The organism is Pseudovibrio sp. W74 (assembly GCF_001623085.1).
In the GTDB taxonomy this organism is placed as follows: domain Bacteria; phylum Pseudomonadota; class Alphaproteobacteria; order Rhizobiales; family Stappiaceae; genus Pseudovibrio.
Map to the genome: position 1 here is coordinate 117,102 of NZ_LMCJ01000003.1, position 25,591 is coordinate 142,692.

26 protein-coding genes and 2 tRNA genes are annotated in these 25,591 nt (G+C 50.4%); 22 read left to right on the plus strand and 6 right to left on the minus strand.

The window, feature by feature from the left end; translation table 11 throughout:
- Positions 1 to 221: 221 nt before the first annotated feature.
- The gene (locus tag PsW74_RS02905) at positions 222 to 941 is read left to right on the plus strand and encodes a helix-turn-helix domain-containing protein (RefSeq protein ID WP_063287338.1); all 720 of its coding nucleotides are present in this window, start codon (positions 222 to 224) and stop codon (positions 939 to 941) included.
- Positions 942 to 1,092: 151 nt separating this feature from the next.
- Here the strand turns inward: PsW74_RS02905 and hemN are convergent, their stop codons facing one another.
- Positions 1,093 to 2,442 (minus strand): oxygen-independent coproporphyrinogen III oxidase, encoded by a 1,350-nt coding sequence (gene hemN, locus PsW74_RS02910; RefSeq protein WP_063287339.1) that lies wholly within the window; start codon positions 2,440 to 2,442, stop codon positions 1,093 to 1,095.
- Positions 2,443 to 2,657: 215 nt separating this feature from the next.
- Here hemN and PsW74_RS02915 point away from each other — a divergent pair, with 215 nt between their 5' ends.
- The 9 genes from PsW74_RS02915 to ccoS all read left to right on the plus strand — a co-directional run bounded on the left by PsW74_RS02915 (position 2,658) and on the right by ccoS (position 12,226).
- Positions 2,658 to 3,770, plus strand: coding sequence for an AbrB family transcriptional regulator (locus tag PsW74_RS02915; protein ID WP_063287340.1), 1,113 nt, complete (start codon positions 2,658 to 2,660; stop codon positions 3,768 to 3,770).
- A 359-nt stretch (positions 3,771 to 4,129) separates the two neighbouring features.
- Positions 4,130 to 5,782: a cytochrome-c oxidase, cbb3-type subunit I gene (ccoN, locus tag PsW74_RS02920; RefSeq protein ID WP_057464968.1), complete on the plus strand. Its 1,653-nt coding sequence runs from the start codon at positions 4,130 to 4,132 to the stop codon at positions 5,780 to 5,782.
- A gap of 14 nt (positions 5,783 to 5,796) precedes the next feature.
- Positions 5,797 to 6,531, plus strand: coding sequence for a cytochrome-c oxidase, cbb3-type subunit II (ccoO, locus tag PsW74_RS02925; RefSeq protein ID WP_063287341.1), 735 nt, complete (start codon positions 5,797 to 5,799; stop codon positions 6,529 to 6,531).
- A 10-nt stretch (positions 6,532 to 6,541) separates the two neighbouring features.
- Positions 6,542 to 6,700 (plus strand): cbb3-type cytochrome c oxidase subunit 3, encoded by a 159-nt coding sequence (locus PsW74_RS02930; RefSeq protein ID WP_057464970.1) that lies wholly within the window; start codon positions 6,542 to 6,544, stop codon positions 6,698 to 6,700.
- Positions 6,700 to 7,575, plus strand: coding sequence for a cytochrome-c oxidase, cbb3-type subunit III (gene ccoP, locus PsW74_RS02935; protein ID WP_057464971.1), 876 nt, complete (start codon positions 6,700 to 6,702; stop codon positions 7,573 to 7,575). Before PsW74_RS02930 ends, ccoP begins: the two co-directional genes overlap by 1 nt.
- A gap of 171 nt (positions 7,576 to 7,746) precedes the next feature.
- A complete protein-coding gene (gene ccoG / locus PsW74_RS02940) occupies positions 7,747 to 9,147 on the plus strand; it encodes a cytochrome c oxidase accessory protein CcoG (protein WP_063287453.1) in 1,401 nt (466 codons plus the stop codon).
- Between the two features lie 122 nt (positions 9,148 to 9,269).
- Positions 9,270 to 9,797 (plus strand): FixH family protein, encoded by a 528-nt coding sequence (locus tag PsW74_RS02945; RefSeq protein WP_063287342.1) that lies wholly within the window; start codon positions 9,270 to 9,272, stop codon positions 9,795 to 9,797.
- Between the two features lie 12 nt (positions 9,798 to 9,809).
- A complete protein-coding gene (locus PsW74_RS02950; protein ID WP_063287343.1) occupies positions 9,810 to 12,029 on the plus strand; it encodes a cation-translocating P-type ATPase in 2,220 nt (739 codons plus the stop codon).
- Between the two features lie 8 nt (positions 12,030 to 12,037).
- Positions 12,038 to 12,226, plus strand: a complete 189-nt coding sequence (gene ccoS, locus PsW74_RS02955; protein WP_057464974.1) for a cbb3-type cytochrome oxidase assembly protein CcoS — start codon at positions 12,038 to 12,040, stop codon at positions 12,224 to 12,226.
- A 156-nt stretch (positions 12,227 to 12,382) separates the two neighbouring features.
- Here the strand turns inward: ccoS and hemA are convergent, their stop codons facing one another.
- Positions 12,383 to 13,660, minus strand: coding sequence for a 5-aminolevulinate synthase (hemA, locus tag PsW74_RS02960; protein ID WP_057464975.1), 1,278 nt, complete (start codon positions 13,658 to 13,660; stop codon positions 12,383 to 12,385).
- A gap of 301 nt (positions 13,661 to 13,961) precedes the next feature.
- Here hemA and PsW74_RS02965 point away from each other — a divergent pair, with 301 nt between their 5' ends.
- Positions 13,962 to 14,471: a response regulator gene (locus PsW74_RS02965; protein ID WP_082597066.1), complete on the plus strand. Its 510-nt coding sequence runs from the start codon at positions 13,962 to 13,964 to the stop codon at positions 14,469 to 14,471.
- A 79-nt stretch (positions 14,472 to 14,550) separates the two neighbouring features.
- Here the strand turns inward: PsW74_RS02965 and PsW74_RS02970 are convergent, their stop codons facing one another.
- The 3 genes from PsW74_RS02970 to PsW74_RS02980 all read right to left on the minus strand — a co-directional run bounded on the left by PsW74_RS02970 (position 14,551) and on the right by PsW74_RS02980 (position 15,442).
- On the minus strand, positions 14,551 to 14,733 hold the full coding sequence (locus PsW74_RS02970; RefSeq protein WP_057464977.1) for a hypothetical protein: 183 nt from the start codon (positions 14,731 to 14,733) through the stop codon (positions 14,551 to 14,553).
- A gap of 527 nt (positions 14,734 to 15,260) precedes the next feature.
- Positions 15,261 to 15,335: transfer RNA gene (locus PsW74_RS02975), tRNA-Thr, on the minus strand.
- 32 nt (positions 15,336 to 15,367) lie between these two features.
- A tRNA-Thr gene (locus tag PsW74_RS02980) sits at positions 15,368 to 15,442 on the minus strand.
- Between the two features lie 190 nt (positions 15,443 to 15,632).
- Between PsW74_RS02980 and PsW74_RS02985 the strand changes: the two genes are divergently transcribed.
- The 8 genes from PsW74_RS02985 (at position 15,633) to PsW74_RS03020 (ending at position 21,596) form a co-directional block, all read left to right on the plus strand.
- On the plus strand, positions 15,633 to 15,848 hold the full coding sequence (locus PsW74_RS02985; protein ID WP_063287344.1) for a hypothetical protein: 216 nt from the start codon (positions 15,633 to 15,635) through the stop codon (positions 15,846 to 15,848).
- Between the two features lie 304 nt (positions 15,849 to 16,152).
- Entirely contained in the window at positions 16,153 to 17,442 is a 1,290-nt protein-coding gene (gene murA / locus PsW74_RS02990) for a UDP-N-acetylglucosamine 1-carboxyvinyltransferase (protein WP_063287345.1), read from the plus strand.
- 206 nt (positions 17,443 to 17,648) lie between these two features.
- Entirely contained in the window at positions 17,649 to 18,095 is a 447-nt protein-coding gene (locus PsW74_RS02995; RefSeq protein ID WP_057464980.1) for a DUF2948 family protein, read from the plus strand.
- 126 nt (positions 18,096 to 18,221) lie between these two features.
- Positions 18,222 to 19,517: a histidinol dehydrogenase gene (hisD, locus tag PsW74_RS03000; protein ID WP_063287346.1), complete on the plus strand. Its 1,296-nt coding sequence runs from the start codon at positions 18,222 to 18,224 to the stop codon at positions 19,515 to 19,517.
- Between the two features lie 31 nt (positions 19,518 to 19,548).
- The gene (locus tag PsW74_RS03005) at positions 19,549 to 20,058 is read left to right on the plus strand and encodes a UPF0262 family protein (protein WP_057464982.1); all 510 of its coding nucleotides are present in this window, start codon (positions 19,549 to 19,551) and stop codon (positions 20,056 to 20,058) included.
- A 2-nt stretch (positions 20,059 to 20,060) separates the two neighbouring features.
- Positions 20,061 to 20,492, plus strand: coding sequence for a low molecular weight phosphatase family protein (locus tag PsW74_RS03010; RefSeq protein ID WP_208980475.1), 432 nt, complete (start codon positions 20,061 to 20,063; stop codon positions 20,490 to 20,492).
- 172 nt (positions 20,493 to 20,664) lie between these two features.
- Positions 20,665 to 20,883, plus strand: a complete 219-nt coding sequence (gene infA, locus PsW74_RS03015) for a translation initiation factor IF-1 (RefSeq protein WP_008549604.1) — start codon at positions 20,665 to 20,667, stop codon at positions 20,881 to 20,883.
- 77 nt (positions 20,884 to 20,960) lie between these two features.
- The gene (locus tag PsW74_RS03020; RefSeq protein WP_057464983.1) at positions 20,961 to 21,596 is read left to right on the plus strand and encodes a Maf family nucleotide pyrophosphatase; all 636 of its coding nucleotides are present in this window, start codon (positions 20,961 to 20,963) and stop codon (positions 21,594 to 21,596) included.
- Between the two features lie 11 nt (positions 21,597 to 21,607).
- Here the strand turns inward: PsW74_RS03020 and PsW74_RS03025 are convergent, their stop codons facing one another.
- Positions 21,608 to 21,967 (minus strand): hypothetical protein, encoded by a 360-nt coding sequence (locus PsW74_RS03025; protein WP_057464984.1) that lies wholly within the window; start codon positions 21,965 to 21,967, stop codon positions 21,608 to 21,610.
- 382 nt (positions 21,968 to 22,349) lie between these two features.
- Between PsW74_RS03025 and yacG the strand changes: the two genes are divergently transcribed.
- The 3 genes from yacG to PsW74_RS03040 all read left to right on the plus strand — a co-directional run bounded on the left by yacG (position 22,350) and on the right by PsW74_RS03040 (position 25,538).
- Positions 22,350 to 22,547, plus strand: coding sequence for a DNA gyrase inhibitor YacG (yacG, locus tag PsW74_RS03030; RefSeq protein ID WP_063287347.1), 198 nt, complete (start codon positions 22,350 to 22,352; stop codon positions 22,545 to 22,547).
- A gap of 344 nt (positions 22,548 to 22,891) precedes the next feature.
- Entirely contained in the window at positions 22,892 to 24,490 is a 1,599-nt protein-coding gene (locus PsW74_RS03035) for a 5'-nucleotidase C-terminal domain-containing protein (RefSeq protein ID WP_063287348.1), read from the plus strand.
- Positions 24,491 to 24,647: 157 nt separating this feature from the next.
- A complete protein-coding gene (locus PsW74_RS03040; protein ID WP_063302326.1) occupies positions 24,648 to 25,538 on the plus strand; it encodes a PaaX family transcriptional regulator C-terminal domain-containing protein in 891 nt (296 codons plus the stop codon).
- Positions 25,539 to 25,591 lie beyond the last annotated feature (53 nt).

The following is a 25,591-nucleotide window of genomic DNA, read 5'->3' on the forward strand; positions in this document are numbered from 1 at the left end:
AAAATTTCGATTGTTTCAGATCAAATTACTAAGATATGAACCTGCTCCATAAGTTTTAATGCGTATTTTGACGTTGCATTCTAATCAGTAAATCTGCATCAACAGGTCAGGCAAGCAATGACGGATGTTTGCCATGGCCAAGCGGCATTTAGAGAATAGACGAATAGTTCTCGCTACTTGCCCAGGCACGATGTTTGCGGAGATATCCGCGAGGAGGGATTATGGTATCGGCCACATTGACAAAGCTTAGCGACCTTGATGGCCAGGCACCATTCAACGGTTGTCAGGAAAACTTCAAGCAGCCAGAAGCCGCGGGAAAGCATCTTGGTCGTAAGCAGCGTTTGTCTGCGCATGACGTGCTTTTCTATGAAGGTGATAAGGCAGAGCGCCTCTATGAAGTCGTGCGTGGGGTTATGATGCTCTACAAGCTGCTTCCGGACGGACGTCGCCAGGTGGTCTATATTCTGCGTGAAGGCGATATGCTCGGTTTCTCTAACCGTGACTTCTTTGACTGCACGGCTGAAGCGCTGACCGAAGTTGAGCTGCAGGTTTTCGAAAGCCGCGAGATCTCTACTTCTCCGATGATGCAGCACTATGTAAATCGTTGCTTGCTGTCCCAGATGGAGATCCTTCACGAGCACACAGTTCTGCTGGGCCGTAAATCCGCACTGGAGCGCGTTTCTACCTTCCTGATGAGCTTGGTGCCAAACCGTGGTGGACACGGCTGCTCAGGCCCGAATGAAGAGGGTCGACCAGATACCAAGACTGTTGCACTGTCCATGACCCGTCAGGAAATTGCCGACTATCTCGGCCTGACCATTGAAACCGTAAGCCGTGTGATCTCTCAGTTGAAGCGTCGCGGCCTGATCAAGGTTGAAAAACAGGACAGCATCCACATCACCAACATTTGTGGCATCTGTCAGCTGACTGGTATGCACTAAGAAGCTCACTTCTAGAGCAAAGATGTCCTGATAAGGCATCCGCAGTACATGAATGAAACAGGCGCTGAAAACTCAGCGCCTTTTTTGTTGTATGGACAAAAGAAAAGCGGCCCATAAAGGCCGCTTCTTTCATCTTTGGATCAGATCGGGATTATACCGCGACAGAGTGCTGTGCTTGCTGAGTTGCAAGGTAAGTATCAAACGCCGCTGCCACGACGCGAACATAGCGTCGGCCTGCATCTGTCACTGTAACAACCGTTCCCTCAAGGGTCGCAACGCCATCATCGATCATTTCCTGCATCTCAGCTGGAATGCTGTCAAACTCACTGACGGGCAATCCGTGCTTTTCTGCAGTGGCTGCGTAATCGACCTCATAGTAGGTCATCAGCTGCATGATGATTTCAGCACGGCACAGATCGACCTGATCAACGGCAATGCCTTTCTTGATCGGCAGTACATCATCAACAACCATACGCTCCCATTCGCGAGCTGATGGTGTCGTTTGCACATAGCCCTGTGGCAAGAAGCCGATGGAGCTGCAACCGAAGCCGATCAAGGTATCAGCAGTGTCGGTGGTGTACCCTTGGAAGTTCCGGCGTAGGCGGCCTTCCTTCAAGGCGATTGCCATCTCGTCCGTTGGCAGAGCAAAGTGGTCAAGACCGATCACTTCATAGCCTGCATCGACAAGCGCATCGCGAGAAACGTCTGAAAGACGGATACGCTCGTTCGCGCCTGGCAGGTTCTCTTCTTTGATCAGCTGTTGGTGTTTCTTGAACCAAGGCACGTGCGCGTAACCGAACAGAGCAACACGGCCCGGCGCAAGTTCTTTGGTGTACTCAACTGTCTCGCGAATTGTCTGCTCAGATTGTCCCGGTAACCCATACATCAAATCAAAATTGATATCGTTCAATCCAACATTACGAAGAGCGGTAACAGCCTTCATCACTGTTTTGTAGGGCTGAATGCGGCCAATCTGTTTCTGAACGTCTTCATCAAAGTCCTGAACGCCCAGACTGGTCCGTGTGATGCCAGCCATCTTAAGTGTCTCGGCCAGATAATCACCAACGGTTCTCGGATCGAGCTCGATCGCGTGCTCAATGTCCTCGGAGAAAACGAAGTTGTCCTTCAGCTTTTCGACAATCTTCAGAAAGGCTTCGCGCGGAACGAGGCTTGGTGTGCCGCCACCCCAATGGATGTGGTGCACCAGACGGCCTGTACCAAGGCGCTTCAGCACAAGGTCGATCTCTTTGAGCATCAACTCCACATACGCAAGCACCGGCGCCATCTTGCGTGTCGCCTTGGTGTTACATCCGCAGTAATGGCACATTTCCTGACAAAACGGCACATGCAGATAAAGCGACAAAGGAGTGTCATGAGGAATACTCTCCAGCCAGTCACCATAGAGAGATGGCGTCACAGCTTCACTGAAGTGAGGAGCTGTTGGATAGGAGGTATAACGGGGTACGTTCAAGGACGCATATTTTTGCTCTAGATCGGTCATGACGCTACCATACGCAAATGGACTAATTGAACTTTGATCCCTGTCAACAACACTGAGTTTTTAAAAAACTCAAGTCCCTTCAAGCAATTCGTGGCTGTTTGCGAACAGTTCTAAACTCTCTGATTGAAATTATATATTGATTGGTTCTATCAAGATTGATCATATGAATTGCGATTTGTACTTCTTGTGTCGTGACGACATGAGGAGGTAAAGCCGTGAGCGGAAAAGACATTCTGAGTTTAATTGGAGTTCTTGCGCTTGGAGGGGCAGGAGCAGCTGTCTTTGAACTGCTTTCTCTTCCTGCTGGTTTTCTGGCAGGGCCGATGGTTGTCTTGGTTCTGGCGAAATCTCTTTCTCTGCCTTTGATCGCTAATCAGGATTTCACGTTTCCTAAGCATCTAACCTCCACAAATTCCATATTTATCGGAGCTGCAATGGGGACTGCTGTCTCTCCAGATTTCTGGGAGGGGGCCTCTTTGTGGCCTTTGTCGATGTTAGCACTGGGTGCTGTTGTCGGCGGCATCACCACAACGGTCTACCTTTACGCTTACAAAAAATGCAAATGGGGTAGGGATGAGGCATTCTTCGCAGGTTTGCCGGGCGCACTGGGAATGACGGCTGCGCTCGCCCTTGAGAGGGGAGCGCCCATGGACCGAATTATGATTGTCCAGCTCGTGCGCCTCTTCATTTTGATTGCTGTTCTGCCTTTGATTGTCACAAATATGGTCGATTCAAATGAGGTAGCCGACGTTATAACTAAAGATGCCGAAGTGGCGTTCAGTCCAACGGTTGTAGTTGAACTCATAGCTGCTCTTCTGATCTGCACGATCTTTGCAATGCTGGCCTTAAGGCTGAAGGCGCCTGCTGGGCTGCTCACCGGGGCATTCTTTGCCAGTGCTGCTCTTAACTCCACGGGGATTTTAGAGTTTACCTTGCCTGCTTGGCTTGCCATACCTTGCTACGTAATCATGGGAACCAATGTAGGCCTCTATATTGGGAAAATGGAAAGCAGCACCCTAAAGCCCATGCTTGGCACGTCTCTTGTGGTGTTTGCGATCAGTCTGTCAGTTGCGCTAACAGGGGCGCTGGTGACGTCTTGGGCTCTGGACATCTCATTCGATAAGGTTTTTCTGGCCTTTGCTCCCGGAGGTATGGAAGCAATGCTTCTTATATCGATCCTGCTGGACATTGATCCGGTGTTCGTTGCCACCCACCAGTTAGCTCGCTTTATGGGACTTTTAGCGTTCATGCCGGTTGTGACCAGATACGTGCTGGGGCCAACCTGCGCGCAAAAAACAGATCCTACGGAAAATTCGGTTGCCACCTAGGTCGAGTTTCGCTGCGAGAGTTTGGTGCGCTGCGGTATGAAATTGAGAACTTATCTAGCTAATCATGATTCTATGTATGCGTGCCGCCTCCGCTTCACCTATCAAATTACGCTAACTTTCTCAGGAACCAGTGAAACTCGCTTCAAGCTGCGCCAAAACAACGCATCTTGCCCTAAATTCATGTAATATATGACGAAAACCCAATAATGGGGGGTGTAGTTGCGAATTAGAGTAATTTTATTTTTTTTGTTCGAGTTCTTTTTGACATGTATCAAGGGCGGGGCAATTTGCCACCCATAGAACTACGCTCAAGTAGTCCTATCTGGACGAACTTGTTTACTTTATATGGGGCGAACATCATGGGTGAGCGGAAAGTCAGATATCTGTCACTTGAAGAAGGCGGTTACACCGTACTTCTTTTGGTAGCAGCGATTTTCTGTCTGATCATTGCAGGGAAAACCTGGGATCAGGTCTTGGCATTTCATACCGCTTTGATTGCATTAGCATCACTGGCGGGTATCTTCTTTATTTTTCGCCGATACTTCGACGGAAATAACAGTCCGGCACCGTTAGAGATTAACGGCAAACCGAACTATAATATGGGGCCCGTAAAATTTGCGACTTGGGCTTCTGTTTTTTGGGGTATCGCAGGCTTTTCCGTCGGCGTGATTATCGCTTCGCAGTTGGCATTCCCAGCGTTGAACTTTGATCTGCCTTGGACCAATTTTGGGCGTCTCCGTCCTCTCCATACTTCAGCCGTGATTTTCGCATTTGGCGGAAACGTGTTGATTGCAACATCGTTCTACGTTGTGCAGCGCACGTGTCAGGCCCGTCTGATGGGTACGATTTCGCCTTGGTTTGTTGTTCTGGGTTATAATCTGTTCATCGTTGTTGCGGGTACAGGTTACCTGCTTGGTGTTACACAGAGTAAAGAATACGCCGAACCAGAATGGTACGCAGATTTGCTGCTGACTATTGTCTGGGTGGCCTACCTGTTGACATTCTTGGGGCCAATCTGGCGTCGCAAAGAAGCTCACATTTACGTAGCGAACTGGTTCTACCTCGCGTTTATCGTGACAATTGCAGTTCTGCATTTGTTCAACAACGCGTCTATTCCTGTCAGCATCTACTCGACTAAATCCTATATTGTTTGGGGCGGCGTTCAAGATGCGATGGTGCAGTGGTGGTATGGCCATAACGCTGTTGGCTTCTTCCTGACTGCTGGCTTCCTGGCAATCATGTATTACTTTATTCCAAAGCGTGCTGAGCGTCCGGTGTATTCTTACCGTCTGTCAATCGTGCACTTTTGGGCTCTGATTTTCCTATACATCTGGGCTGGTCCTCACCACTTGCACTACACGTCTCTGCCTCAGTGGGCGGGCACGCTCGGTATGACCTTCTCCATCATCCTTTGGATGCCTTCCTGGGGTGGTATGATCAACGGTCTGATGACTCTGTCAGGTGCTTGGGACAAACTGCGGACAGATCCTGTTCTGCGTATGATGGTTGTTTCCGTTGCATTCTACGGCATGGCGACCTTCGAAGGACCTCTGATGTCCATTCGTGCTGTGAACGGTCTGTCACACTACACTGACTGGACGATTGGTCACGTACACGCTGGCGCACTCGGCTGGGTTGGTTACATCTCCTTCGGTGCTCTGTATTGCCTGGTTCCTTGGCTTTACAATAAGTCATTGTACTCTTTGCGCTTGGTTAACTGGCACTTCTGGGTCTCTACACTTGGCATCGTGTTCTACATCTGTTCAATGTGGGTATCCGGCATTATGCAGGGTCTGATGTGGCGTGCTTACGACAGCCTCGGCTTCCTTGAGTACTCCTTCATCGAAACAGTTGATGCGATGTACCCGTTCTATGTCATGCGTGCATTCGGCGGTCTGCTCTTCCTCGCAGGTGCTCTCGTTATGGTTTACAACCTCGTAATGACAGTTCGTGCCGGTGAAGCAGTTGAGAGCGAAGGTGCAGGTCAACCTGCTCTGACGCCAGCGGAATAATCGGGAGATCACGAATGTCTGCTTGGAAAAAACACCAAATCTTCGAGAAAAACTCGCTGATCCTGATTGTTGGCATCATCATCATGATCTCAATCGGCGGTCTCGTGGAAATCGTGCCTCTTTTTTATCTGAAAAGCACGATTGAGAAAACTGAGGGCATGCGCCCTTACACTCCGCTTGAGCTTGTTGGACGTAACATCTATGTGCGTGAAGGCTGTTATGCATGTCACTCACAGCAGATCCGTCCAATGCGCGACGAGTTGGAGCGCTACGGCAACTACTCGCTGGCAGCGGAATCCATGTACGATCGTCCATTCCAATGGGGTTCTAAGCGTACTGGTCCTGACCTCGCTCGTGTAGGCGGCAAGTACTCTGATGAGTGGCAGCGTGATCACCTGATCAACCCACGCTCAGTGTCTCCGACCTCAGTGATGCCTGGCTACCCATTCCTGATGGATGCCAAGCTCTCTACGATCGAGATCGAGAACCATCTGAAAGTGAATGCATTGTATGGTGTTCCTTATACCGAGGAACAGATCGCAAGCGCAAAAGTGGATCTCCTCGCTCAGGCCGAGCCTGATAGTGATGCAGCGGAAGCGTTCGAAGAGCGTTACCCAGATGTTCTCATCCGCGACTTTGACGGCAACGCCAAAGAAGTGACTGAGATGGATGCACTTGTGGCTTATCTGCAGATGCTTGGCACACTCGTAGACTTTAGCCTCTACGACGAAAAAGCCAACTTGCGCTAAGGAGAAGATGATGGACGCGACTTACACCGCTCTTGCACACTTCGCGCAAACTGGTGGCCTGCTCTATTTCATGGCAATCTTTGCAGGCGTAGTTCTTTACGCTTGCTGGCCAAGCAATGGGGAGCGCTTTAACGATGCTTCACAGATCCCGCTGCGGGAGGACGATTAATGGCTGAACACAAAAAGGAAATCGACCAGGTAACGGGTGTCGAAACCACTGGTCACGAATGGGATGGCCTGAAGGAACTCAATCATCCGCTCCCTAAGTGGTGGCTCTATATGTTCTACGGCACCATCGTATGGTCCGTAATCTACTGGATCCTCATGCCAAGTTGGCCATTGGTCAACGGCTATACAAAAGGTCTTCTGAACTACAGCCAGCGTGCGGTTGCAACGGAGAACTTTGATGTAGCGGCTGCAGAGCGCGCAGAAACCGGCAAGATGCTTCTCGAAGCATCTCTCGAAGAAATTCGTGATACTCCGGAACTGCTCGAGTTTGCTATGGCTCAGGGTGAAGTGGCATTCGGTGACAACTGTGCACCTTGTCATGGAACTGGTGCGACAGGCTTTGAAGGCTATCCTAACCTTCAGGACGACAGCTGGATCTGGGGTGGTGACTTGGACACCCTCTCAACCACGATCTCTTATGGTGTTCGTTCAGAACATGACGAAACCCGGTATGCGGAAATGCCTGCATTCGGCCGTGATGAGCTGCTTGAAAAAGAAGAGATTGTTCAGGTTGCGAACTATGTTGGTTCTATAGCAGGTCTTCCAACACAAGAAGGCGTTGATCTGGAAGCAGGCAAAGTGATCTATGAAGAGAACTGTGCTGCCTGTCATATGGAAAACGCTAAGGGTGATCTGGAAACAGGTTCTCCGAACCTGACAGCACCAACCTATCTCTATGGCAAGTCCGTAGAAGACATCATCGCGCAGGTGAATGCACCACGTCACGGTGTGATGCCTGCATGGATCGATCGTCTGGGTGAAACCACAGTTAAATCACTGGCTGTGTACGTTCACTCACTCGGTGGCGGTCAATAAGATCTCTGAATATTTTTGAGATGACGACACAAGCGAGGACGCGTAAGTGCCCTCGCTTCACTTGCACAAAGCACATCGCCAACTGAGGAAGACATTATGTCTAGCCAAGTTGAACCCATCGATAAAGAAGAGGACGAAGCCTGGTTCGCGTCAGCGGCTAAAGTTTACCCTATGGAGGTAAATGGCCGTTTTCGGAAAATCAAATGGGCAATCCTTTTTATTACCCTTGGAATTTATTACTTTACTCCCTTCATCCGTTGGGACAGAGGGCCTTTGCTCCCTGATCAGGCTGTTCTCGTCGATTTTGAGAGAAAAAGAGGTTATTTCTTCTTTCTCGAAATCTGGCCACAGGAAGTCTATTACCTCGCCGGATTGCTCATCATTGCAGCTGTTGGTCTGTTCTTGATGAATGCTATCGCGGGTCGTCTCTGGTGCGGTTATCTTTGCCCGCAGACAGTTTGGACAGACCTGTTCTTCCGCGTAGAAAGCGTGATTGAAGGCGATCGCCGCAAAAGGATTACGCTGGACAAACAGCCCTGGAATGCAGAAAAAATTCTCAAAAAGGGAACGAAGCACTTCCTCTGGCTGATGATTGCCTGGTGGACTGGTGGGGCGTGGGTTCTTTACTTCGCGGATGCTCCAACCCTTGTGTATGATCTGGCAACCGGTCAGGCTGCATTTTCTGCTTATGTCTGGATCGGTATCCTGACGTTCACCACCTATTCGCTGGCTGGTCACATGCGTGAGCAGGTCTGTGTGTATATGTGTCCTTGGCCACGTATTCAGGCAGCTCTTACGGATGAGCATGCGCTCAATGTGACGTATCGCTACGACCGTGGTGAACCTCGTGGTCACTTGAAAGAGAGCAAAAAGCGCATCGCAGAAGGCTTGCCAGCTGGTGATTGTATCGACTGTAATCAGTGTTTCTATGCATGTCCGACTGGTGTCGACATTCGTAAAGGCGCGCAGCTCGATTGCATCCAGTGTGGTCTGTGTATTGATGCGTGTGACTCAATCATGACCAAGGTTGGAAAGCCAACGGGTCTGATCGCATATGACACGGACGATAACATTGAGCGTCGTGAGAAAGGTGAGACAGCAGTTTACCGTCTGATCCGTCCTCGTACTGTAGTCTATACAGCAATCATTGCGTTGATTGCAGGTGGGATGCTGTACGCCCAGCTCAATCGCTCCATGACGAGTTTGTCTGTCGTTCATGACCGGAACCCGCTGTATGTTAAACAAAGTGACGGGTCCTTCAGAAACGGCTACTCACTCCGTCTGCTGAACAAACACAACAACGAGCAATCTTTCACGCTTAGCGTTGAGGATATGCCTACAGGGGCTATCTTTGAGGTTGTGGGCATTCACAAGAATGCGGCTGACGTGACAAAGGATACTCAGCTGAGCTTGTCGGTAGATGCTGATACGACCCGTTCTGTACGAGCACTGGTGTTCTCTCCAGCTGGCGTTGAAATGCCAAGCTCTCTGCCTATGAGCTTTAAGCTGGTGGACACAGAGACGGGTGAAACAACAGTGATCAGCGACTTCTTCCGGGCACCCGGCAAATAGTCGTCACAGGCTGTAAAAGCACCTAATTAAACTTGCGTGATAAGGGGTACGCCCCTTATCACTTTAACAATCAAAAGGCGAAGCTCACCCCCATCTTATGAGCCGCCAAAAGGAGCTAGGATATGACAATGGCTGTAGACCACAAGTCTCCACGCAAGCCACGGCAGATTACCGGCCGCATGGTTCTGTTCAGCCTTATCGCGTTCTTCGGTGCTATCGCCGCTATGAATGCTGTTATGATCTATATTGCGCTCGACACCTTCCCAGGACTGGAAGTCGATAGCTCCTACAAGGTAAGCCAGCGATACAACAAAGAAATCGCCAAGGCGAATGCTCAGGCCGCTCTGAACTGGAGCGTAAATGCTGCCATTGAACGCAACGGTGATGGCTCTGCCCATATTCGCGTTCTGGCTAAAGACAAAGCTGGTGCTCCAATCACTGGCGAAATGGTCACCGTTAAACTGCACCGCCCAACAATCACCGCAGCTGATCAGGATCTTGTTCTGTCTGAGCGCTCCGCGGGTGAATATGTAGCCAATGCATCTGGCATTGGTGCGGGCAACTGGAACGTGGTCGTAGAAATCGCGGATCGAAGTGACAAAACACTTCCGATCTTCCGTTCCAAAAACAAGATTTTCTTCGCTGAGTAAGGCGGTAATAGCATGTCTGCGCCTGAAAGGGATTGGGCTGCATTCGTAACAAATACCGATGACGGTAAGGCTCATATGGACCTTGCCGTTGACGGTATTACGTGTGCTGCATGTATGTACGAAATCGAGCGTGGCCTCCAGAAATTGGATGGTGTAGAAAAAGCACGCGTAAACCTGTCATCCCACCGTCTTTCAGTGGACTGGGATGGAGAGAAGACCAATCCATCTCCTATTGTCGATCTTCTCCAAAGGCTGGGCTATAAAGCGTATCCTTTTGATCCTGCTCAGGTAAAATCCCGCGGCGATGCTGTGGGCAAAGAGGTCTTGCGCGCACTGGCCGTTTCTGGATTTGCAGCAATGAATATCATGCTGTTGTCCATCTCAATTTGGTCTGGTAACGCATCCGACATTGATCCTGAGACCCGGTCTTTCTTCCATTGGATTTCCGCGCTAATCGCACTGCCAACCGTTGTTTACTCTGGCCGCATTTTCTTCCGCAGTGCCTACATGGCTGTGAAGACAGGCCGTTTGAATATGGATGTGCCAATCACAATCGGGGTGTTGCTCGCAACTGGCCTTTCCATGTGGCAAACCGTTCAGGAAGCAGAGCACGCTTATTTTGATAGCGCAGTGATGCTGTTGTTCTTCCTGCTCGTTGGCCGTTATTGTGATCATCTCATGCGCAGAAAAACGCGTTCTTTTGCGGAAAACCTCGCGACTTTGAAAGCCGAGAGTGCTGCTAAGATACAACAGGACGGCAGCGCACTCGATGTGCCTCTGTCCAAATTGTCTATTGGTGATCGTGTTCTGGTCAGAGCTGGCGAACGCATTTCTGTCGATGGCAAGATCTCCACGGGCACATCAGAAGTCGATCAGAGTCTGGTGACAGGCGAAACCTTGTTGCAGCCCGTTGGGGAAGGGGACCTCGTCTACGCAGGTACCATGAACACCTACGGCGTGTTGGAGATTGAAGTCACAGCTGCTGCAAAAGGCACACTGCTTGATGAAGTGAACAGACTTCTGGAAACGGCTATGGAAGGTCGCTCCAAGTACGTTCATATCGCAGATCGCGCCTCACAGCTTTACGCGCCCGTTGTGCACGCCGCTGCGCTTCTGACACTCGTGGGCTGGATCATGCTCGGCATGGCATGGCAACCGGCTTTGGTCATCGCGATCTCTGTTCTCATCATCACATGCCCTTGTGCTTTGGGGCTTGCAATTCCGGCAGTTCAGGTTGTGGCAAGCGGCTTGTTCTTTAATGAACGAGTGCTGCTGAACGCTGGTGATGCGATTGAGCGTCTGGCGACAGTTGATACCATTGTGTTCGACAAAACCGGCACACTGACATTGCCAGAAGCTTCACTCTCAAAGGAGCATGGTCTCGCGGCGGAACAGTTAGAGCTGGCGGGTCGTCTTGCTCTGTCTTCTTCACATCCATTGTCTCAGGCCATCGCAAAAGCAACCGGCGCACAACAAGCACTGCCAGATGCAAAAGAGATTGCGGGCAAAGGGGTGGAAGCTGTCGTCGATGGAATGTGTGCGAAGCTAGGCTCTCCCGCATTTTGTGGTGTTTCTGATGAGCAGCTCGAACAAGCAAAAACGCAGCAACCGGATGCCTCCTTTGTCGCTTTCCAATCTGGAGACAAGCCTGCACAATTGCTTCCCGTTGGCCAGTTTATGAGGGAAGGGGCAACTGAAACGATCCGGAAGCTCAAAACTGCGGGCTACACAATTGAAATTCTCAGTGGTGACCATAAAGGTGCAGTCGAACACGCAGCGCAGATGCTTAGTGTTGAAAGTTGGCAAGCTGCTATGAAGCCTCAAGACAAGATCGACCATATCGAAAAGCTGAAAGCACAAGGCAAGAAGGTTCTTATGGTTGGTGATGGCCTCAATGATGCACCCTCGCTCGCGGCAGCAAACGTATCCATCTCGCCCGTTTCAGCAGTTCACGTCAGTCAGGCAGCTGCAGATGCAGTCTTCCTGGGAGATAATCTTGCGCCCGTTATGAGCGCACTGACAATCTCGAAGAAAGCGCGTTGGGTGATGAACCAAAATCTCGCCATTTCTGTTGTCTATAACTTGATTGCAGTGCCGTTTGCAGTGCTAGGTTTTGTCACACCTCTTGTTGCAGCCTTGGCTATGTCGGGTTCTTCCATTATTGTGACGCTCAACGCTGTACGCCTGAGAATGCTCGCAGGCTCATCTACTCAGCCCAATCCGGAGGCCTGAACAGAACTATGGAAGTCTTAATCTACCTCATTCCGATTGCGTTGTTTCTTGGTGGCGCAGGTTTGGTAGCGTTTTTATGGTCCCTCCGCTCTGGTCAGTATGATGATATGGAAGGGCCGAAATGGCGTATACTGGATGATGGTGATTTGCAGGAAAACAGTACACCGGTAGAAGCTGCTAAACGCAAGGTTTCCTGAGTAGGGACCTCAGCGTCACGAGCTGTATTTAGCGATAAGAGAAATGAAATGAGAGGCTTGTAAGCGACCCGCTTCAAGCCTTTTTCTATGCAGCTTTGAAAGCAACAAAAAAGGCCAGCAAATTTGCCGGCCTTTTGCAATGAATTGAGGTGGCGTTTAGCCGCCAGCAAACTGATAAACAGCCTGACCTTGCGCAGCATCCAGATCTTCTTCCGCTGGAGCATCGGTGAATGGCAACTCAAGAGTCTGCCATACATCCACCAGAGCATCGCGCAGATGATCAATCAGGGCATCGTTGTGGACTGGGCCCGGAGTGATGCGCAGACGCTCAGTGCCGCGTGGAACTGTTGGGTAGTTGATTGGCTGAATGTAGATGCCATGCTTATCCAACAGCAAATCGGTTGCCTGCTTACATAGATCAGGATCAGCAACAAGCACTGGAATGATGTGCGTGTCAGAAGGCATCACAGGGAGGCCTGCTGCTTTCAGTACATCTTTTGTGCGCTGTGCCTGACGCTGCTGACCTTCGCGCTCTACACCGGATTCCTTCAGGTGCTTGATGGAAGCTGTTGCTGCCGCAGCAAGTCCTGGAGGAATAGCAGTGGTAAAGATGAAGCCTGGAGCATAGGAGCGAACCGCATCAATGATAGTCTGAGAGGCAGTGATATAACCGCCCATCACACCGAATGCTTTCGCCAGTGTTCCTTCAATGATGTCGATGCGATCCATGACCGCGTCACGTTCAGCAATACCTGCGCCGCGCGGACCGTACATGCCAACAGCATGCACTTCGTCGATATAGGTCATCGCATTGTACTTGTCGGCTAGGTCACAAATGCGCTCGATCGGTGCGATATCGCCATCCATGGAGTACACGGATTCAAACACAATCAGCTTTGCGCGGTCGTTCCCAGCAGACTTGAGCAAGTCTTCAAGGTGCTCAAGGTCATTATGACGCCATACTTTCTTAGAAGTCCCTGCGCCGCGAACACCCGCAATCATGGAAGCGTGGTTCAGCTGGTCAGACAGGATTAGGCAATCAGGAAGCAACTTTGCAATTGTCGAAATGGACGCTTCGTTGGAAACAAAACCACTTGAGAAAACGAGGGCGCCTTCTTTTCCGTGGAGGTCTGCGAGTTCTTCTTCAAGCTGTACCAGAGGGTAGTTCGTGCCCGAGATGTTACGCGTACCGCCTGCGCCAGCTCCCATGCGCTGAACGGTTTCTGTCATGGCATCAATAACTTTAGGGTGTTGGCCCATCCCCAGGTAGTCGTTTGAACACCAAATGACGATTTCACGGAGGTTTTGATTTTCTTTACGCCACAGTGCGTGTGGGTGACGCCCTGCAATGCGTTCGAGATTAGCAAATACGCGGTACCGTTTTTCATCCTTCAAAGAAGCAATCGCCTCATTGAAGATATTTTGGTAGTCCATTTTTTGCCCCTTATATTGCGGCGGTATTATTCGGCGATACTTTAGAGTTAGCCTAAACTTAGCGATAATCCTTATCCCTGTCGAAGGACACATTGACGCGGTCCATGGAATTGCGGATTTATCAAAGGATTTTTTCACCTAACGCATATCAGCCTATATATATCGCAGACATAGTCTTTGACATAGAACTATAATTGGGCAGTCTTGCAATTTGTTATGTTCTCTGCCACACGTTGTAACTAATAACTGAATTTCTGTTCTAATTTAATTGGGTTACATCAAGTGACCGGGGCATGACTGCGTGAGTATAGACCTCTCATCCTTATCGTTTTTGGTGGTTGAAGACAGCGCTTATATGCGCACAATCCTGCGTACAATGCTTCAAGGTTTTGGAGCCCGGAAAATCGTCGAAGCGGAAGACGGAGCGTCTGGTCTGGAAGCGATGGATCGCGCTAATCCGGATATCCTGATTCTCGACTGGGTTATGCCAATTCTCGACGGGGCAGACATGGTACGCATGATCCGTACCCAGAATAATCCGTACGCTTATATCCCGATTATTATGGTCACGGCCCATACCGAACGCAGCCGCATTATCGAAGCCAGAAAGCTGGGCATCCACGAGTTGCTGTGTAAGCCGATTTCTGCCAAAGCGCTCTATCAACGCATTGCATCGATTATTCTTCAGCCAAGAGACTTTGTGAAAACAGCAGGTTATTTCGGCCCAGCACCGCGTGAAATCCGCGGACACAAAAAGAACTGGGACGGAAACAGCATCATTGGCGAGGCGAACTCAGCCACGATGGTCTGAGTTTTCTTTTTCGCAATGAGGCATGCAACAACCTCCTCGGAGGCGTTGAGTTGCCCCCAAGGTGGATCATCTATGACACCTACAGAGCGGAGAGGGCCTTGATCGCTTGATCCCATTTCTCTGATGGAAGACTGGATACCAATCGAATGAGTTTGGCGAACTCTGCTTCCTCAAGTTGGTAGCGAAGCATCTGTAACTCTGCTTCGGAAAACTTTCCGTGTGCTGCTGTCGGGACATCTGCGTCGATGACTGCCTGATCCATTTTTACCTCCTGAAACTCCAACAAAATGAATATCAGCGGACACTTGCGCGAGAGCTCATGCAAGTGCGCTTGGGAGGCATACCCTCTTCCCCGATCCGTAAAACGGTTGGTTGGAAAACTACCCCAATACGCCCCCAAGACCACAGAAACGTCGCAGGACTCCCATCACATGTAAACCAACTCCAAGATGAAATTTGGTCGAATTGTGGCACGTTGCATCTCAGGCACAGTGCCGCAAAGGCATGTAGAGCTCAGCTCAAGAACGTGGAATTTTATTTCATTGAGCTGATATTTATGTGTTCGGGTGAGTTTGTTTGTTTCGCGACCGCTTTGGATTATCGATGGATTACCGTTGATAAGTGCGATTGCTTGCCCTCAGAAAAGTCTGCGCGTTAGAGAAGGCTCACGGCAGAGTTGTAAATTGTTCTAAAATTCAGTGATTTTTTAAAATCAGATTTCACAGAATGCGCAACAAGAAAGCAGCGTGCATGGCGCAAATTAGTGAAATGATCGATTATTGAGAAGAATGGTGCTGCCGGAGAGATTTGAACTCTCGACCTCTCCCTTACCAAGGGAGTGCTCTACCCCTGAGCTACGGCAGCGCGCCGAAATTTGTGCAGTGCTGTTAGAAGAATGGTGCTGCCGGAGAGATTTGAACTCTCGACCTCTCCCTTACCAAGGGAGTGCTCTACCCCTGAGCTACGGCAGCATCGCATAAATATGAAGCACTTAAGTGCTTCTCGTATCTTCCAAACCAGCGTATTTTGCAACGAGGTAAGTGCTCCGCAGGCAGCGCCCTCGGAACGAGGAGGCTTATGTCATAACCCTTTTAAACCTGCAAGGGGTTTTATTGGCAGTTCTGTGGAAACTGAATAACACAGTGAAATGAGAGCATTGCCATGCACTTGTCGTATATTAGGGCACTTGGCTTCAATCCCGTCCTCGTGTACCTGTTGAGCATGACAGATTCAAAGAAAACCGAAACAACGGGCAACCAGTCAAAGTCCGTAGCAAAGCCAAAAAGCGACCCGAGAGCAGATCGTTTGGCCGAAGCCTTACGCGCCAACCTACGTCGCAGAAAACAGGCCGCTAAGAAGAACACTGACGAAGACTAGAGATTGCTGCATGCGCTTTGCTCAATCGCGAGGGCGTTAAGTAAAAATCTAGCATTTATCGCTAAATTGAAAATATATGGAAATCTCGCCGAAAACTGCAGGTTTTGGGCGGAGTAGGATGTTGCGGTCCTTGTAAGTCCTGCTAATGCGAAATATCAGCAGGATCTATTGGGGAAAACCGTTGGGGAAGAAACTAGGCAGAAGCGCTGCCTTGCTTATGCCACAGCCCTGATGTTAGTGGACACGATCAATTCTTCTTCAAATTTGTGTTTCCCGCCGCGGGCTTTATTGGGGTTATAGAAGTATGGACAAAATTCGTATTGTTGGTGGCAATCCGCTCAATGGTGTTATTCCGATCTCAGGCGCGAAGAATGCTGCGCTGCCTTTAATGATCGCGTCACTGCTCTGCGACGATACGTTGACCCTTGAGAATGTGCCCCGCTTGCGTGATGTCGCACTTCTCACTCAGATTCTTTCCAATCACGGTGTAGATTATTCGGTCGACGGCAAACGGGCAGGTCAAGATACAATGACCGGCCAGACCATTCACCTGAATGCCAGCAACATTGTCGACACAACAGCTCCATATGAGCTGGTGTCCAAAATGCGTGCAAGCTTCTGGGTCATCGGTCCGTTGCTCGCACGTATGCATACAGCCCGTGTGTCTCTGCCAGGCGGTTGTGCAATCGGGACGCGTCCGGTTGACTTCTTCATCGACGGTCTGAAAGCACTCGGCGCTGATATAGAGATGGATCGCGGCTATGTTCAGGCAGATGCCAAGGGCGGCCTGAAGGGTGGTCGGGTCGTCTTCCCGAAAATCTCCGTGGGTGCAACACACACAGTCATGATGGCTGCGACACTGGCCAAGGGCGAGAGCGTGATCGAAAACGCCGCTCAGGAACCAGAAGTCACCGATCTTGCAAACTGCCTGATTGGCATGGGTGCAAAGATTGAAGGTGCTGGCACCGACACAATCCATATTCAGGGTGTAGACAGCCTAGGCGCACATCGCCATCCGGTTATTCCTGACCGTATCGAAACCGGGACCTATGCCATGGCAGTGGCAATGACGGGTGGTGAAGTAACTCTGGAAGGCGCGCGCGGCGATCTTCTCGAAGGTGCACTGGATGTCCTTCGTCAGACCGGAACAGAAATCACTGAAACCAATATGGGTCTCAAAATTAAGCGCAACGGTGCTGGCATCAGCCCGGTAGACGTTTCCACTGAGCCGTTCCCGGGTTTCCCAACAGATTTGCAGGCGCAGTTCATGGCGCTTATGACCCGCTCCAAGGGTGTGAGCAAGATTACTGAGAACATCTTCGAAAACCGTTTCATGCACGTTCAGGAACTGGCACGCCTTGGCGCCAAGATCACATTGGACGGGCAGGTGGCTTCTGTTGAGGGCGTTGAAACCCTGCGCGGCGCTCAGGTTATGGCAACAGACCTTCGTGCATCTGTTTCTCTCGTCATCGCTGGTTTGGCGGCGGAAGGTGAAACGACGGTCAGCCGTGTCTATCACCTTGATCGCGGCTTTGAGCGGCTGGAAGAGAAGCTGTCTCGCTGCGGTGCGGTGATCGAGCGTATCTCGGCCTAACGAAAACGAAGCAAATGATTTGAACCCGGTCTGTTTTTCAGTCCGGGTTTTTTCATGGAGATATTCTCAAAGAAACTGGATCAGAGCTTCATGCTTGAAATCTGCTGCGTTCATTCATAGATGTTTTTCTGTAAATTGTTGTAATAGTAAGGATGTCTCGCGCTATATACGGTGCGTGAGGCTAGGGAAATCTGCAAGGGATTAATATGGAACAGGTAAAACCAATGAAGCTGATGGCGCTGGATCAGGAAGATTTGCAGATCATCTCTTCCATGGTGCAGGACAGTGTTCTGAAACTAGCAGATATCAAGTACTTACCTGCTGAGCGCCGCCTGGTGCTGACAATGAATCGATACCTTTGGGAAACAGACGAAAACAACCAGAAACGAAGAATGCGGGCACGGTCCGTTCTTTCTGTGTCGCGGGTGGATGCGGTCAAAGCTCAGAAAATCAACCAGACAAACAAAGACATGGTCCTGTCTTTGCTCTGTGTGTTGTTTGAAGAGACAAATGCACCGGCTGGTCAGTTGAAGCTTGAGTTTTCCGGTGGGGCTGCTATTGCAGCAAATATCGAGTGCATCGAAGCGCAACTGGCAGATCTGGGCTCCGTTTGGGAAACTGAAAGCAGACCTGAACATGATCTAGAAGGCTAGTTGGAAAGCGCGGGATAGTTTCGTAAAATCCCGACACAACCTGAAGGCTTGGACTGCATTTCGAAAATTCTGACATCATCTCGGGAAGAACAGTCCCGGGAACTATAGTAAATTGGGAACGATAACGTGGCGATTAAGCTCTCCTCAAAGTCTGAAGGTTTCGAAGAAGAAATTCGTGCCCTGCTTGGAAGCAAGCGGGAAACTTCAGAGGATGTGGATCATATCGTGCGCGACATTCTGCGGGATGTCGAAATGCGCGGTGATGCAGCTGTGCTCGAGTACACCAACAAATTTGACCGCATGTCGGCCAAATCTATGGACGAGCTGAAAGTAACTGAAGCGGAGATAGAGACAGCTGTTGCTCAAATCCCTGCTGAAACACTGGAAGCCTTGCAGCTTGCCCACGATCGTATTCGTTCCCACCATCAAAAGCAGCTGCCCGAAAGCTACACCTACAAAGATGCCATCGGCGTAGAGCTAGGCGCCATCTGGACTGCTGTGGAAGCTGTTGGTGTGTATGTCCCTGGCGGTCTTGCCAGCTATCCATCCTCTGTGCTGATGAATGTCGTGCCTGCAAAGGTTGCTGGCGTTGAGCGCATCGTGATGGTGGTTCCAAGCCCTGATGACGTGCTCAACCCACTCGTTTTGGCAGCAGCTAAAATGTCTGGTGTCTCTGAGATCTACCGCGTAGGCGGCGCTCAGGCTGTTGGGGCGCTGGCATATGGCACAGAAACAATTGCACCGGTCTCCAAGATTGTTGGTCCAGGCAATGCCTACGTTTCAGCAGCAAAGCGCCGCGTGTTCGGAACTGTCGGCATCGATATGATCGCTGGCCCATCCGAAATCCTCGTCGTGGCTGATAAAGATAACAACCCGGACTGGGTTGCCGTCGATCTGCTCTCTCAGGCAGAGCATGATCCGGTTGCGCAGTCTATTCTCATCACGGACAGCGAAGAACTGGCAGCGGCTGTAGAAGAGGCCGTGGAGCGTCAGCTCACCACGCTGCCACGTGCAGACGTTGCGCGTCAGAGTTGGAATGACTTCGGAGCGATCATCACCGTTGACAATTTAGATGATGCAATGGTGCTCTCCAACCGTTTTGCACCAGAACATCTTGAGCTTTGTGTTGAGGACCCTGATGCACTGCTGCCAAAAATGAGAAATGCTGGCGCAGTTTTTGTTGGACGTTACACACCAGAAGCGATCGGCGATTATGTGGGCGGTTCAAACCATGTGCTGCCGACGGCTCGCTCGGCACGCTTCTCCTCTGGTCTGTCTACGCTGGAGTTCGTAAAGAGAACTTCGCTTCTGCGCTGTAACCCGGAAAACCTCGCACAGATCGGCCCTGCGGCCGTCACACTGGCAGAAGTGGAAGGTCTGCAGGCGCATGGACGTTCAGTCTCTATTCGCTTAAACCACTAGTTAATTGATCCAGGACGGAAAAGATCGCTTGATGAATAAGGAAGTCCCTGTAAACGAAGAACAGAGACAACAAGGAATAGAACGCCTTTTTGAGGTGGTCCTTGATCCGGATTCTATTGTGCGCGCCGACAAAGACGTCGAGCGGGAGCGAAAAATTGCGATCTTTGATCTGGTAGAGGAAAACATGTTTTCTCCGGTCGGGCCCGATCAGGGCCCGTACCGGTTGGACCTGGCTATGATCAAGCGTAAGCTTGTGCTGGGAGTTCGGGATGAAATGGGCAGCGAAATAGCAACCCACATCCTCTCGCTCACCCCTTTCAGGAAGATCATTAAAGACTACTTCATGATCTGTGAGAGCTACTACGATGCAATTCGCAGTGCCTCACCAAAACAGATTGAAGCAATCGATATGGGGCGTCGTGGACTACACGACGACGGCGCCTGCATATTGGAAGAGCGCCTGAAAGGGAAAATCACCATCGACCATCAAACCGCCCGACGACTGTTTACGCTCATTTGCGCCTTGCAGCACCGGGGGTAAGTATGGCCGAGTTTATGTCACGGCCAAGTTCCATCCTGTTTATCTGCAGAATGAACGCCGTACGCTCTCCGATGGCAGAGGGCTTGACCCAACTGCTCTACCCCAAACAGGTCTATACGCGCTCCTGTGGCGTCTTTGCAGGCGAACGTGATCCGTTTGTCGACTCTGTTATGGATGAGCTTGGGATGGACCTGAGCAATCACCATCCAAAAACATTTGAGGATCTGGCCGAAGACGGGTTCGACCTCATTGTTACGCTTGCTCCGGAGGCCCACCACATGGCATTGGAGCTGACACGCGCACAGCACGTCGATGTTGAGTACTGGCCGACGATTGACCCGACAGTGGCAACAGGAAGCCGTTCACAGATCATGGATGCGTACAGAGCGGTGCGTGATACGCTTAAGAGAAAGATAGAACAACGTATGCAATAAGCTGCTGAAAATACTCTACGCGTGGCCTTTGCATGTGTTTTCCACCCCAAAACAAGGAATAAGCGGTAAAACTCGTCAAACTGCCCTCCAAGAAATGGAGGTAGCCTGTTCACTTTTGGCGAGTTATCCGGTAGGTTCCGCGAAAATTCCATTTAACTAATCAGGAATCCTAATGGCTAAAGAAGAAATGCTGGAGTTTCCAGGCGTCGTCGTCGAACTCCTTCCTAATGCGACTTTTCGTGTGAAACTTGAAAACGATCACGAAATTATCGCTCACACTGCTGGTCGTATGCGTAAAAACCGTATTCGCGTTCTGGCTGGCGATAAAGTGCTCGTGGAAATGACGCCATATGACCTGACAAAGGGTCGTATCACCTATCGCTACAAATAAGCGATCCACTGAGCGCGGGTTCATGATGAGCCTGCCTTAGTTGAGCTCTGGTCTGTAATTCATCGGGGAACTGGCATATGACCAAAGAACTGCCGTTAGTATTGGCCTCCGGGTCACCACGTCGTCTGGCGTTGCTTCAGCAGATTGGTATAGAACCGGAATTCCTCCTGCCTGCAGACATTGATGAGACGCCTGTGCGTGGGGAAAGCCCGCGCGCGCTGGCTCAAAGACTTGCACGCGGCAAAGCAGCCGCTGCACGTGTTCTGATCGACCGGGATGACGAAAAAGCGCATTCCATCATCCTGGGGTCTGACACAGTTGTTGCAGTAGGACGCCGCATCCTGCCGAAGGCCGAGAGTAAGGAGCAGGCCAGCGTCTGCCTTCAACTGCTTTCCGGTCGCATGCACAAGGTTTACACCGGCGTTTGCGTGAACATGCCTGATGGCGTGGTTCGCACAAAACTGGTTGAAACCCGCGTACGTTTCCGTCGTCTGTCTTCTCATGACACAGAAAAGTACCTCGCCTCAGGGGAGTGGCGTGGTAAAGCAGGTGGCTACGCTATTCAGGGCCTTGCTGGCGCGTTCATTGCGCGTGTGATTGGATCTTACCCAAGCGTTGTCGGTTTGCCTCTGCTGGAGACCGCAAGCCTCTTACAGTCAGCTGGCTATCCAACCCAAAAAACATGGGACGAAGATGCCGTACCTGCTGCGTAAGCAGGAGAAGGCTAACGCGCAAACCCACCTACAGTTTGCACATATCGTGGTGACAGGCTTGCAAGAGCATTGCGCAGCTCCTGAGTTGGTTTGCCATAAACTGTCATGCCTGTTGGGTGTAATGTGTCCATAAACTGCTTGGCATAGGTGTTGGAGAACCACGTCAGGTGCAACATTGCTGAGTTGCTGTCCTTGAAGCTCGTAAAAATCTCGCAGGATTGCCCGTCTTCGCTCAGGTACCAGACATAAGCTGTGGTATCACCCTGCATTTGCTGGACTGCTTTCACCATCTCCACCATTAGTCCTTCAAAGACTTTCGGTTCTGCGGTGGCCAGGTGCGCTGTCAGGATCCAAGAAACTTCATTGTTCATTATACGCTTCCCCGGTGTTCGCGAGATACTTTCAAATCCATACAGAACTCATTGTGTATCCCTGAAACGTGGTTCTGGTATTCGGATAAGGATACGAGCATGTTCAAAAGTGCCTGCCTATGGCTAATCTTAGTCTGAACTCTAATTGCTGCAAAGTTGTTTGCACCTAAACTGCTTAACGCCTTAAATTTAGGAGATAATTTGCAGTTGTGAAGGGGGGGGCGACGCTCCGTTACTCCAAATTCAACAAAACCATCAAAATGATCTGATTTTATCTCTTGATGTCCTGAAGATTTCTGGCTAGAGGCACTGGCAGATGCTCTGCTGAGCCGGATAGGTGAACAGCCTTATCTGCGAAGATCAAAACTAGCAGTTGAGAGAGATGATGAAGAAGCCATCAGTAAAATGCCCGATCTGCGAGAAACCAGCGCAAGAGGCAACAAAGCCGTTTTGCTCAGACAGGTGTAAACAGGTGGATCTCAACAAGTGGTTGAGTGGTTATTATTCCGTACCCGCGGTTGAGGAAGAGTTCTCTGAATCTGATATCACTGACCTAGAAAATTCACGTATTCTGCACTGAGCATTTGGGGATAAATATTTCGAGAACCTAAGGGTTTTTTCGATAAATTTTACCAAATTCGGGTGTTTTCTACCTCTGATTTATTGAGCCAACAAGTTGATATATTATAAGGATTCTCAACAATCCTACCCCTTGTAATAGGTACTAATAAGGCTCGCGATTAAAAAGTCAGGCTCTGAATTTTTTTTCAGTTAGATGGCGAAATATATCTCCTTTAGTCTTGTGCCTGTCACAGTTATGGGCAATTGTACCGAGCGTGTTCTTGGGAGGTTTGCGCGGATATAGAGATTCTCGCGTAGCCGTCTCGTTAAATTGCTTGGGGCAATTGAATAAAGGCAAGACCTATGAAAAAGCATCTCTTGGGCGCAACTGCGCTTTTGTTGTCTTTTGGCGTTTCCGCGCCGGCTATGGCAGAATTTGATCTGACCATTTTGCATACGAATGATTTCCATTCCCGCATTGAGCCAATCAACAAGTACGACTCGAATTGTTCCGCAAAGGATGATGCAAAAGGCAAGTGTTTGGGTGGCACTGCCCGTTTGGAAACAGCAATCAAAGAGCGCCGTGCGGCTGCTAAAAACTCTATCCTCGTGGATGGTGGTGACCAGTTCCAGGGTTCTCTGTTCTACACTTACTACAAAGGTAAGGCTGCTGCTGAGTTCATGAACACTCTTGGTTACGACGCAATGACTGTCGGCAACCATGAGTTTGACGATGGCCCAGAAGTTCTGCGTGGCTTCATGGATATCGTGAACTTCCCGGTTCTTCTTGCAAACGCTGACTTCTCCAAAGAAGGCAAGCTGATCGGCGTTCTGAAGCCTACCTCTATCGTTGAGCGTGACGGCGAAAAAATCGGTTTCATCGGCCTGACGCCAGATGACACTCATGAGCTGTCCAGCCCTGGCGATCATGTTACATTCTACGACCCAATCGAAGCAGCTAACAAACACGTTGCTGAGCTTCAGGCGCAGGGTGTGAACAAGATCATCGTTCTGTCTCACTCCGGTTATGACGTTGATAAGAAAATCGCTGCTGCTGTAGACGGTATTGATGTGATTGTTGGCGGTCACACCAACACGTATCTGTCCAACACTTCTGACCGTGCTGAAGGCCCATACCCAACTTGGGTTGAAGCTCCAAACGGTAAGAAAGCTGCGATCGTATCTGCATACGCTTACGGCAAATTCCTTGGTGAGCTGAACGTGAAGTTCGACGACAACGGCGACGTGATCGAAGCTGTTGGCGAGCCAATCATCATGGACGCGAAGGTTGCCGAAAACGAAGTAACCAAAGCACGTATCGCAGAACTTGCTGGTCCGCTTGACGAAATTCGCACCGAAGTTATCGGCGCAACTGCAGCGCCAGTAGATGGTGACCGCAAGTCTTGCCGCGCACGTGAGTGTGAAATGGGTGTTCTCGTAGCTGACGCTATGATTGCAGCAACCAAAGACAAAGGCGTTGAAATCGCAATCACCAACGGTGGTGGTCTGCGTGCTTCTATCGACGCTGGCGAAGTAACCATGGGCGAAGCTCTGGCAGTTCTTCCTTTCCAGAACACCCTGGCGACCTTCGAGCTTCAGGGTAAGTTCATCAAAACTGCTCTGGAAAACGGTCTGTCCAAGATCGAAGAAGGCGGCGGACGCTTCCCACAGGTTGCTGGTCTGAAGTTCACCTTCGATGCATCCAAGCCTGCTGGTGAGCGTGTTGTTGAAGTAACCTTGGAAGACGGTTCTGCAATTGAAGCAGACAAAGTCTACAAGCTTGCAACCAACAACTACGTTCGTAACGGTGGTGACGGCTACAAGATCTTTGCAGCAGAAGGTAAAAACGCATACGACTACGGCCCAGGCCTTGAGTTCGTACTTGCTGACTTCCTGAAAGCGCAGGGCGGTGCATACGAGCCTAAACTGGCTGGTCGCATCACTGACGCAACTGCAAAATAAGCTGGTCTTGTTGAGTAGATGAATTAAAGCCGGAGGTACACGCCTCCGGCTTTTTCTTTGCCTTGCTCATTATTGCTCTTTTCAAACAGAAACTTGCACAAAAGCGCATTGACCCCTTACAAATATGCAGCTTCTGAACTTCAAAAGGCGTGTGAACGTGAGCATTCTCGAAACGGAACAACAAAAGCTCATTGATCGCTTTCACGCGCAAAAGCCAATCCGCTCATGGTCCATGATCATCTCGATCTTTGGAGACTGCGTTGCTCCGCGTGGTGGCGAGCTCTGGATGGGAAACATCACCGAGATCATGCAGATGGTTGGGATCAATTCCGGAGTGGTCCGCACCGCCATGTCTCGTCTGGCCACCGATGGCTGGTTGGAGCGCACACGCATCGGTCGCAACTCGTTCTATCGCCTTACCAAAATGGGCCGCGAGGCTTTTGATCAGGCAACGCCGCGCATTTATGCCCGCGGTCCGGCGAACGGGAATGGCAGCTGGATCACGGCAATCCTGAGTGAAGGGGAGGGGCGGGCTGAACGCCGGGAACGCCTGACAGATCAGGGCTTTGGCGTGATCGCGCCGAACGTGCTGATTAAACCGGACATCGGCCAGCAACTGCCCAAATCCTCAGAAAAGATCGTGTTTATGCAATCCACGGCGCCATCTGACAAAGCCGTGCAGCTTGCCCGGCAAGCTTGGAACCTGGAGAGCCTGCAACAGGGATACCGCGAGTTCATTGAGAATTACAGCGGCTTGCAAGCGCTTCTTGAGTGTGGAGGCCGCGCTCCTGTTGCGCCAGAAACAGCCCTGATCATCCGCATCATACTGATCCATGACCTCCGGCGATTGGTTCTCAGAGATCCTGAGCTGCCTTTACAAGCCCTGCCAGATAAGTGGGAGGGAAGCGTCGCACGAGAACTTGCAGCGGGCATCTACAACACCCTGAGAGATCACGGTGAGGTCTGGCTTGATTCTAACGCCAAGAATGCAGAGGGCGCTTTGCCATCTCCTGAACCTGCTTTTTTTGAACGGTTCCAACCTTTGTAATCATTAGCGAATTTAGAATTGTCCTAAAATGCACCCTTAAATGTTACAGAAAA

Bases quoted from the DNA above. Each gene is read 5' to 3' on its own strand.
- PsW74_RS03010 (WP_208980475.1), top strand. From the start codon at position 20,061: ATGGCCGAGTTTATGTCACGGCCAAGTTCCATCCTGTTTATCTGCAGA.
- ccoG (WP_063287453.1), top strand. From the start codon at position 7,747: ATGGAGGTAAATGGCCGTTTTCGGAAAATCAAATGGGCAATCCTTTTT.
- PsW74_RS02995 (WP_057464980.1), top strand. From the start codon at position 17,649: ATGGAACAGGTAAAACCAATGAAGCTGATGGCGCTGGATCAGGAAGAT.
- PsW74_RS02970 (WP_057464977.1), bottom strand. From the start codon at position 14,733: ATGGATCAGGCAGTCATCGACGCAGATGTCCCGACAGCAGCACACGGA.
- ccoN (WP_057464968.1), top strand. From the start codon at position 4,130: ATGGGTGAGCGGAAAGTCAGATATCTGTCACTTGAAGAAGGCGGTTAC.
- PsW74_RS03020 (WP_057464983.1), top strand. From the start codon at position 20,961: ATGACCAAAGAACTGCCGTTAGTATTGGCCTCCGGGTCACCACGTCGT.
- murA (WP_063287345.1), top strand. From the start codon at position 16,153: ATGGACAAAATTCGTATTGTTGGTGGCAATCCGCTCAATGGTGTTATT.
- PsW74_RS02930 (WP_057464970.1), top strand. From the start codon at position 6,542: ATGGACGCGACTTACACCGCTCTTGCACACTTCGCGCAAACTGGTGGC.
- PsW74_RS02945 (WP_063287342.1), top strand. From the start codon at position 9,270: ATGACAATGGCTGTAGACCACAAGTCTCCACGCAAGCCACGGCAGATT.
- PsW74_RS03005 (WP_057464982.1), top strand. From the start codon at position 19,549: ATGAATAAGGAAGTCCCTGTAAACGAAGAACAGAGACAACAAGGAATA.
- hemN (WP_063287339.1), bottom strand. From the start codon at position 2,442: ATGACCGATCTAGAGCAAAAATATGCGTCCTTGAACGTACCCCGTTAT.
- ccoO (WP_063287341.1), top strand. From the start codon at position 5,797: ATGTCTGCTTGGAAAAAACACCAAATCTTCGAGAAAAACTCGCTGATC.
- PsW74_RS03035 (WP_063287348.1), top strand. From the start codon at position 22,892: ATGAAAAAGCATCTCTTGGGCGCAACTGCGCTTTTGTTGTCTTTTGGC.
- PsW74_RS02985 (WP_063287344.1), top strand. From the start codon at position 15,633: ATGCACTTGTCGTATATTAGGGCACTTGGCTTCAATCCCGTCCTCGTG.
- PsW74_RS02950 (WP_063287343.1), top strand. From the start codon at position 9,810: ATGTCTGCGCCTGAAAGGGATTGGGCTGCATTCGTAACAAATACCGAT.
- PsW74_RS03025 (WP_057464984.1), bottom strand. From the start codon at position 21,967: ATGAACAATGAAGTTTCTTGGATCCTGACAGCGCACCTGGCCACCGCA.
- PsW74_RS02905 (WP_063287338.1), top strand. From the start codon at position 222: ATGGTATCGGCCACATTGACAAAGCTTAGCGACCTTGATGGCCAGGCA.
- ccoP (WP_057464971.1), top strand. From the start codon at position 6,700: ATGGCTGAACACAAAAAGGAAATCGACCAGGTAACGGGTGTCGAAACC.
- yacG (WP_063287347.1), top strand. From the start codon at position 22,350: ATGATGAAGAAGCCATCAGTAAAATGCCCGATCTGCGAGAAACCAGCG.
- infA (WP_008549604.1), top strand. From the start codon at position 20,665: ATGGCTAAAGAAGAAATGCTGGAGTTTCCAGGCGTCGTCGTCGAACTC.
- hemA (WP_057464975.1), bottom strand. From the start codon at position 13,660: ATGGACTACCAAAATATCTTCAATGAGGCGATTGCTTCTTTGAAGGAT.
- ccoS (WP_057464974.1), top strand. From the start codon at position 12,038: ATGGAAGTCTTAATCTACCTCATTCCGATTGCGTTGTTTCTTGGTGGC.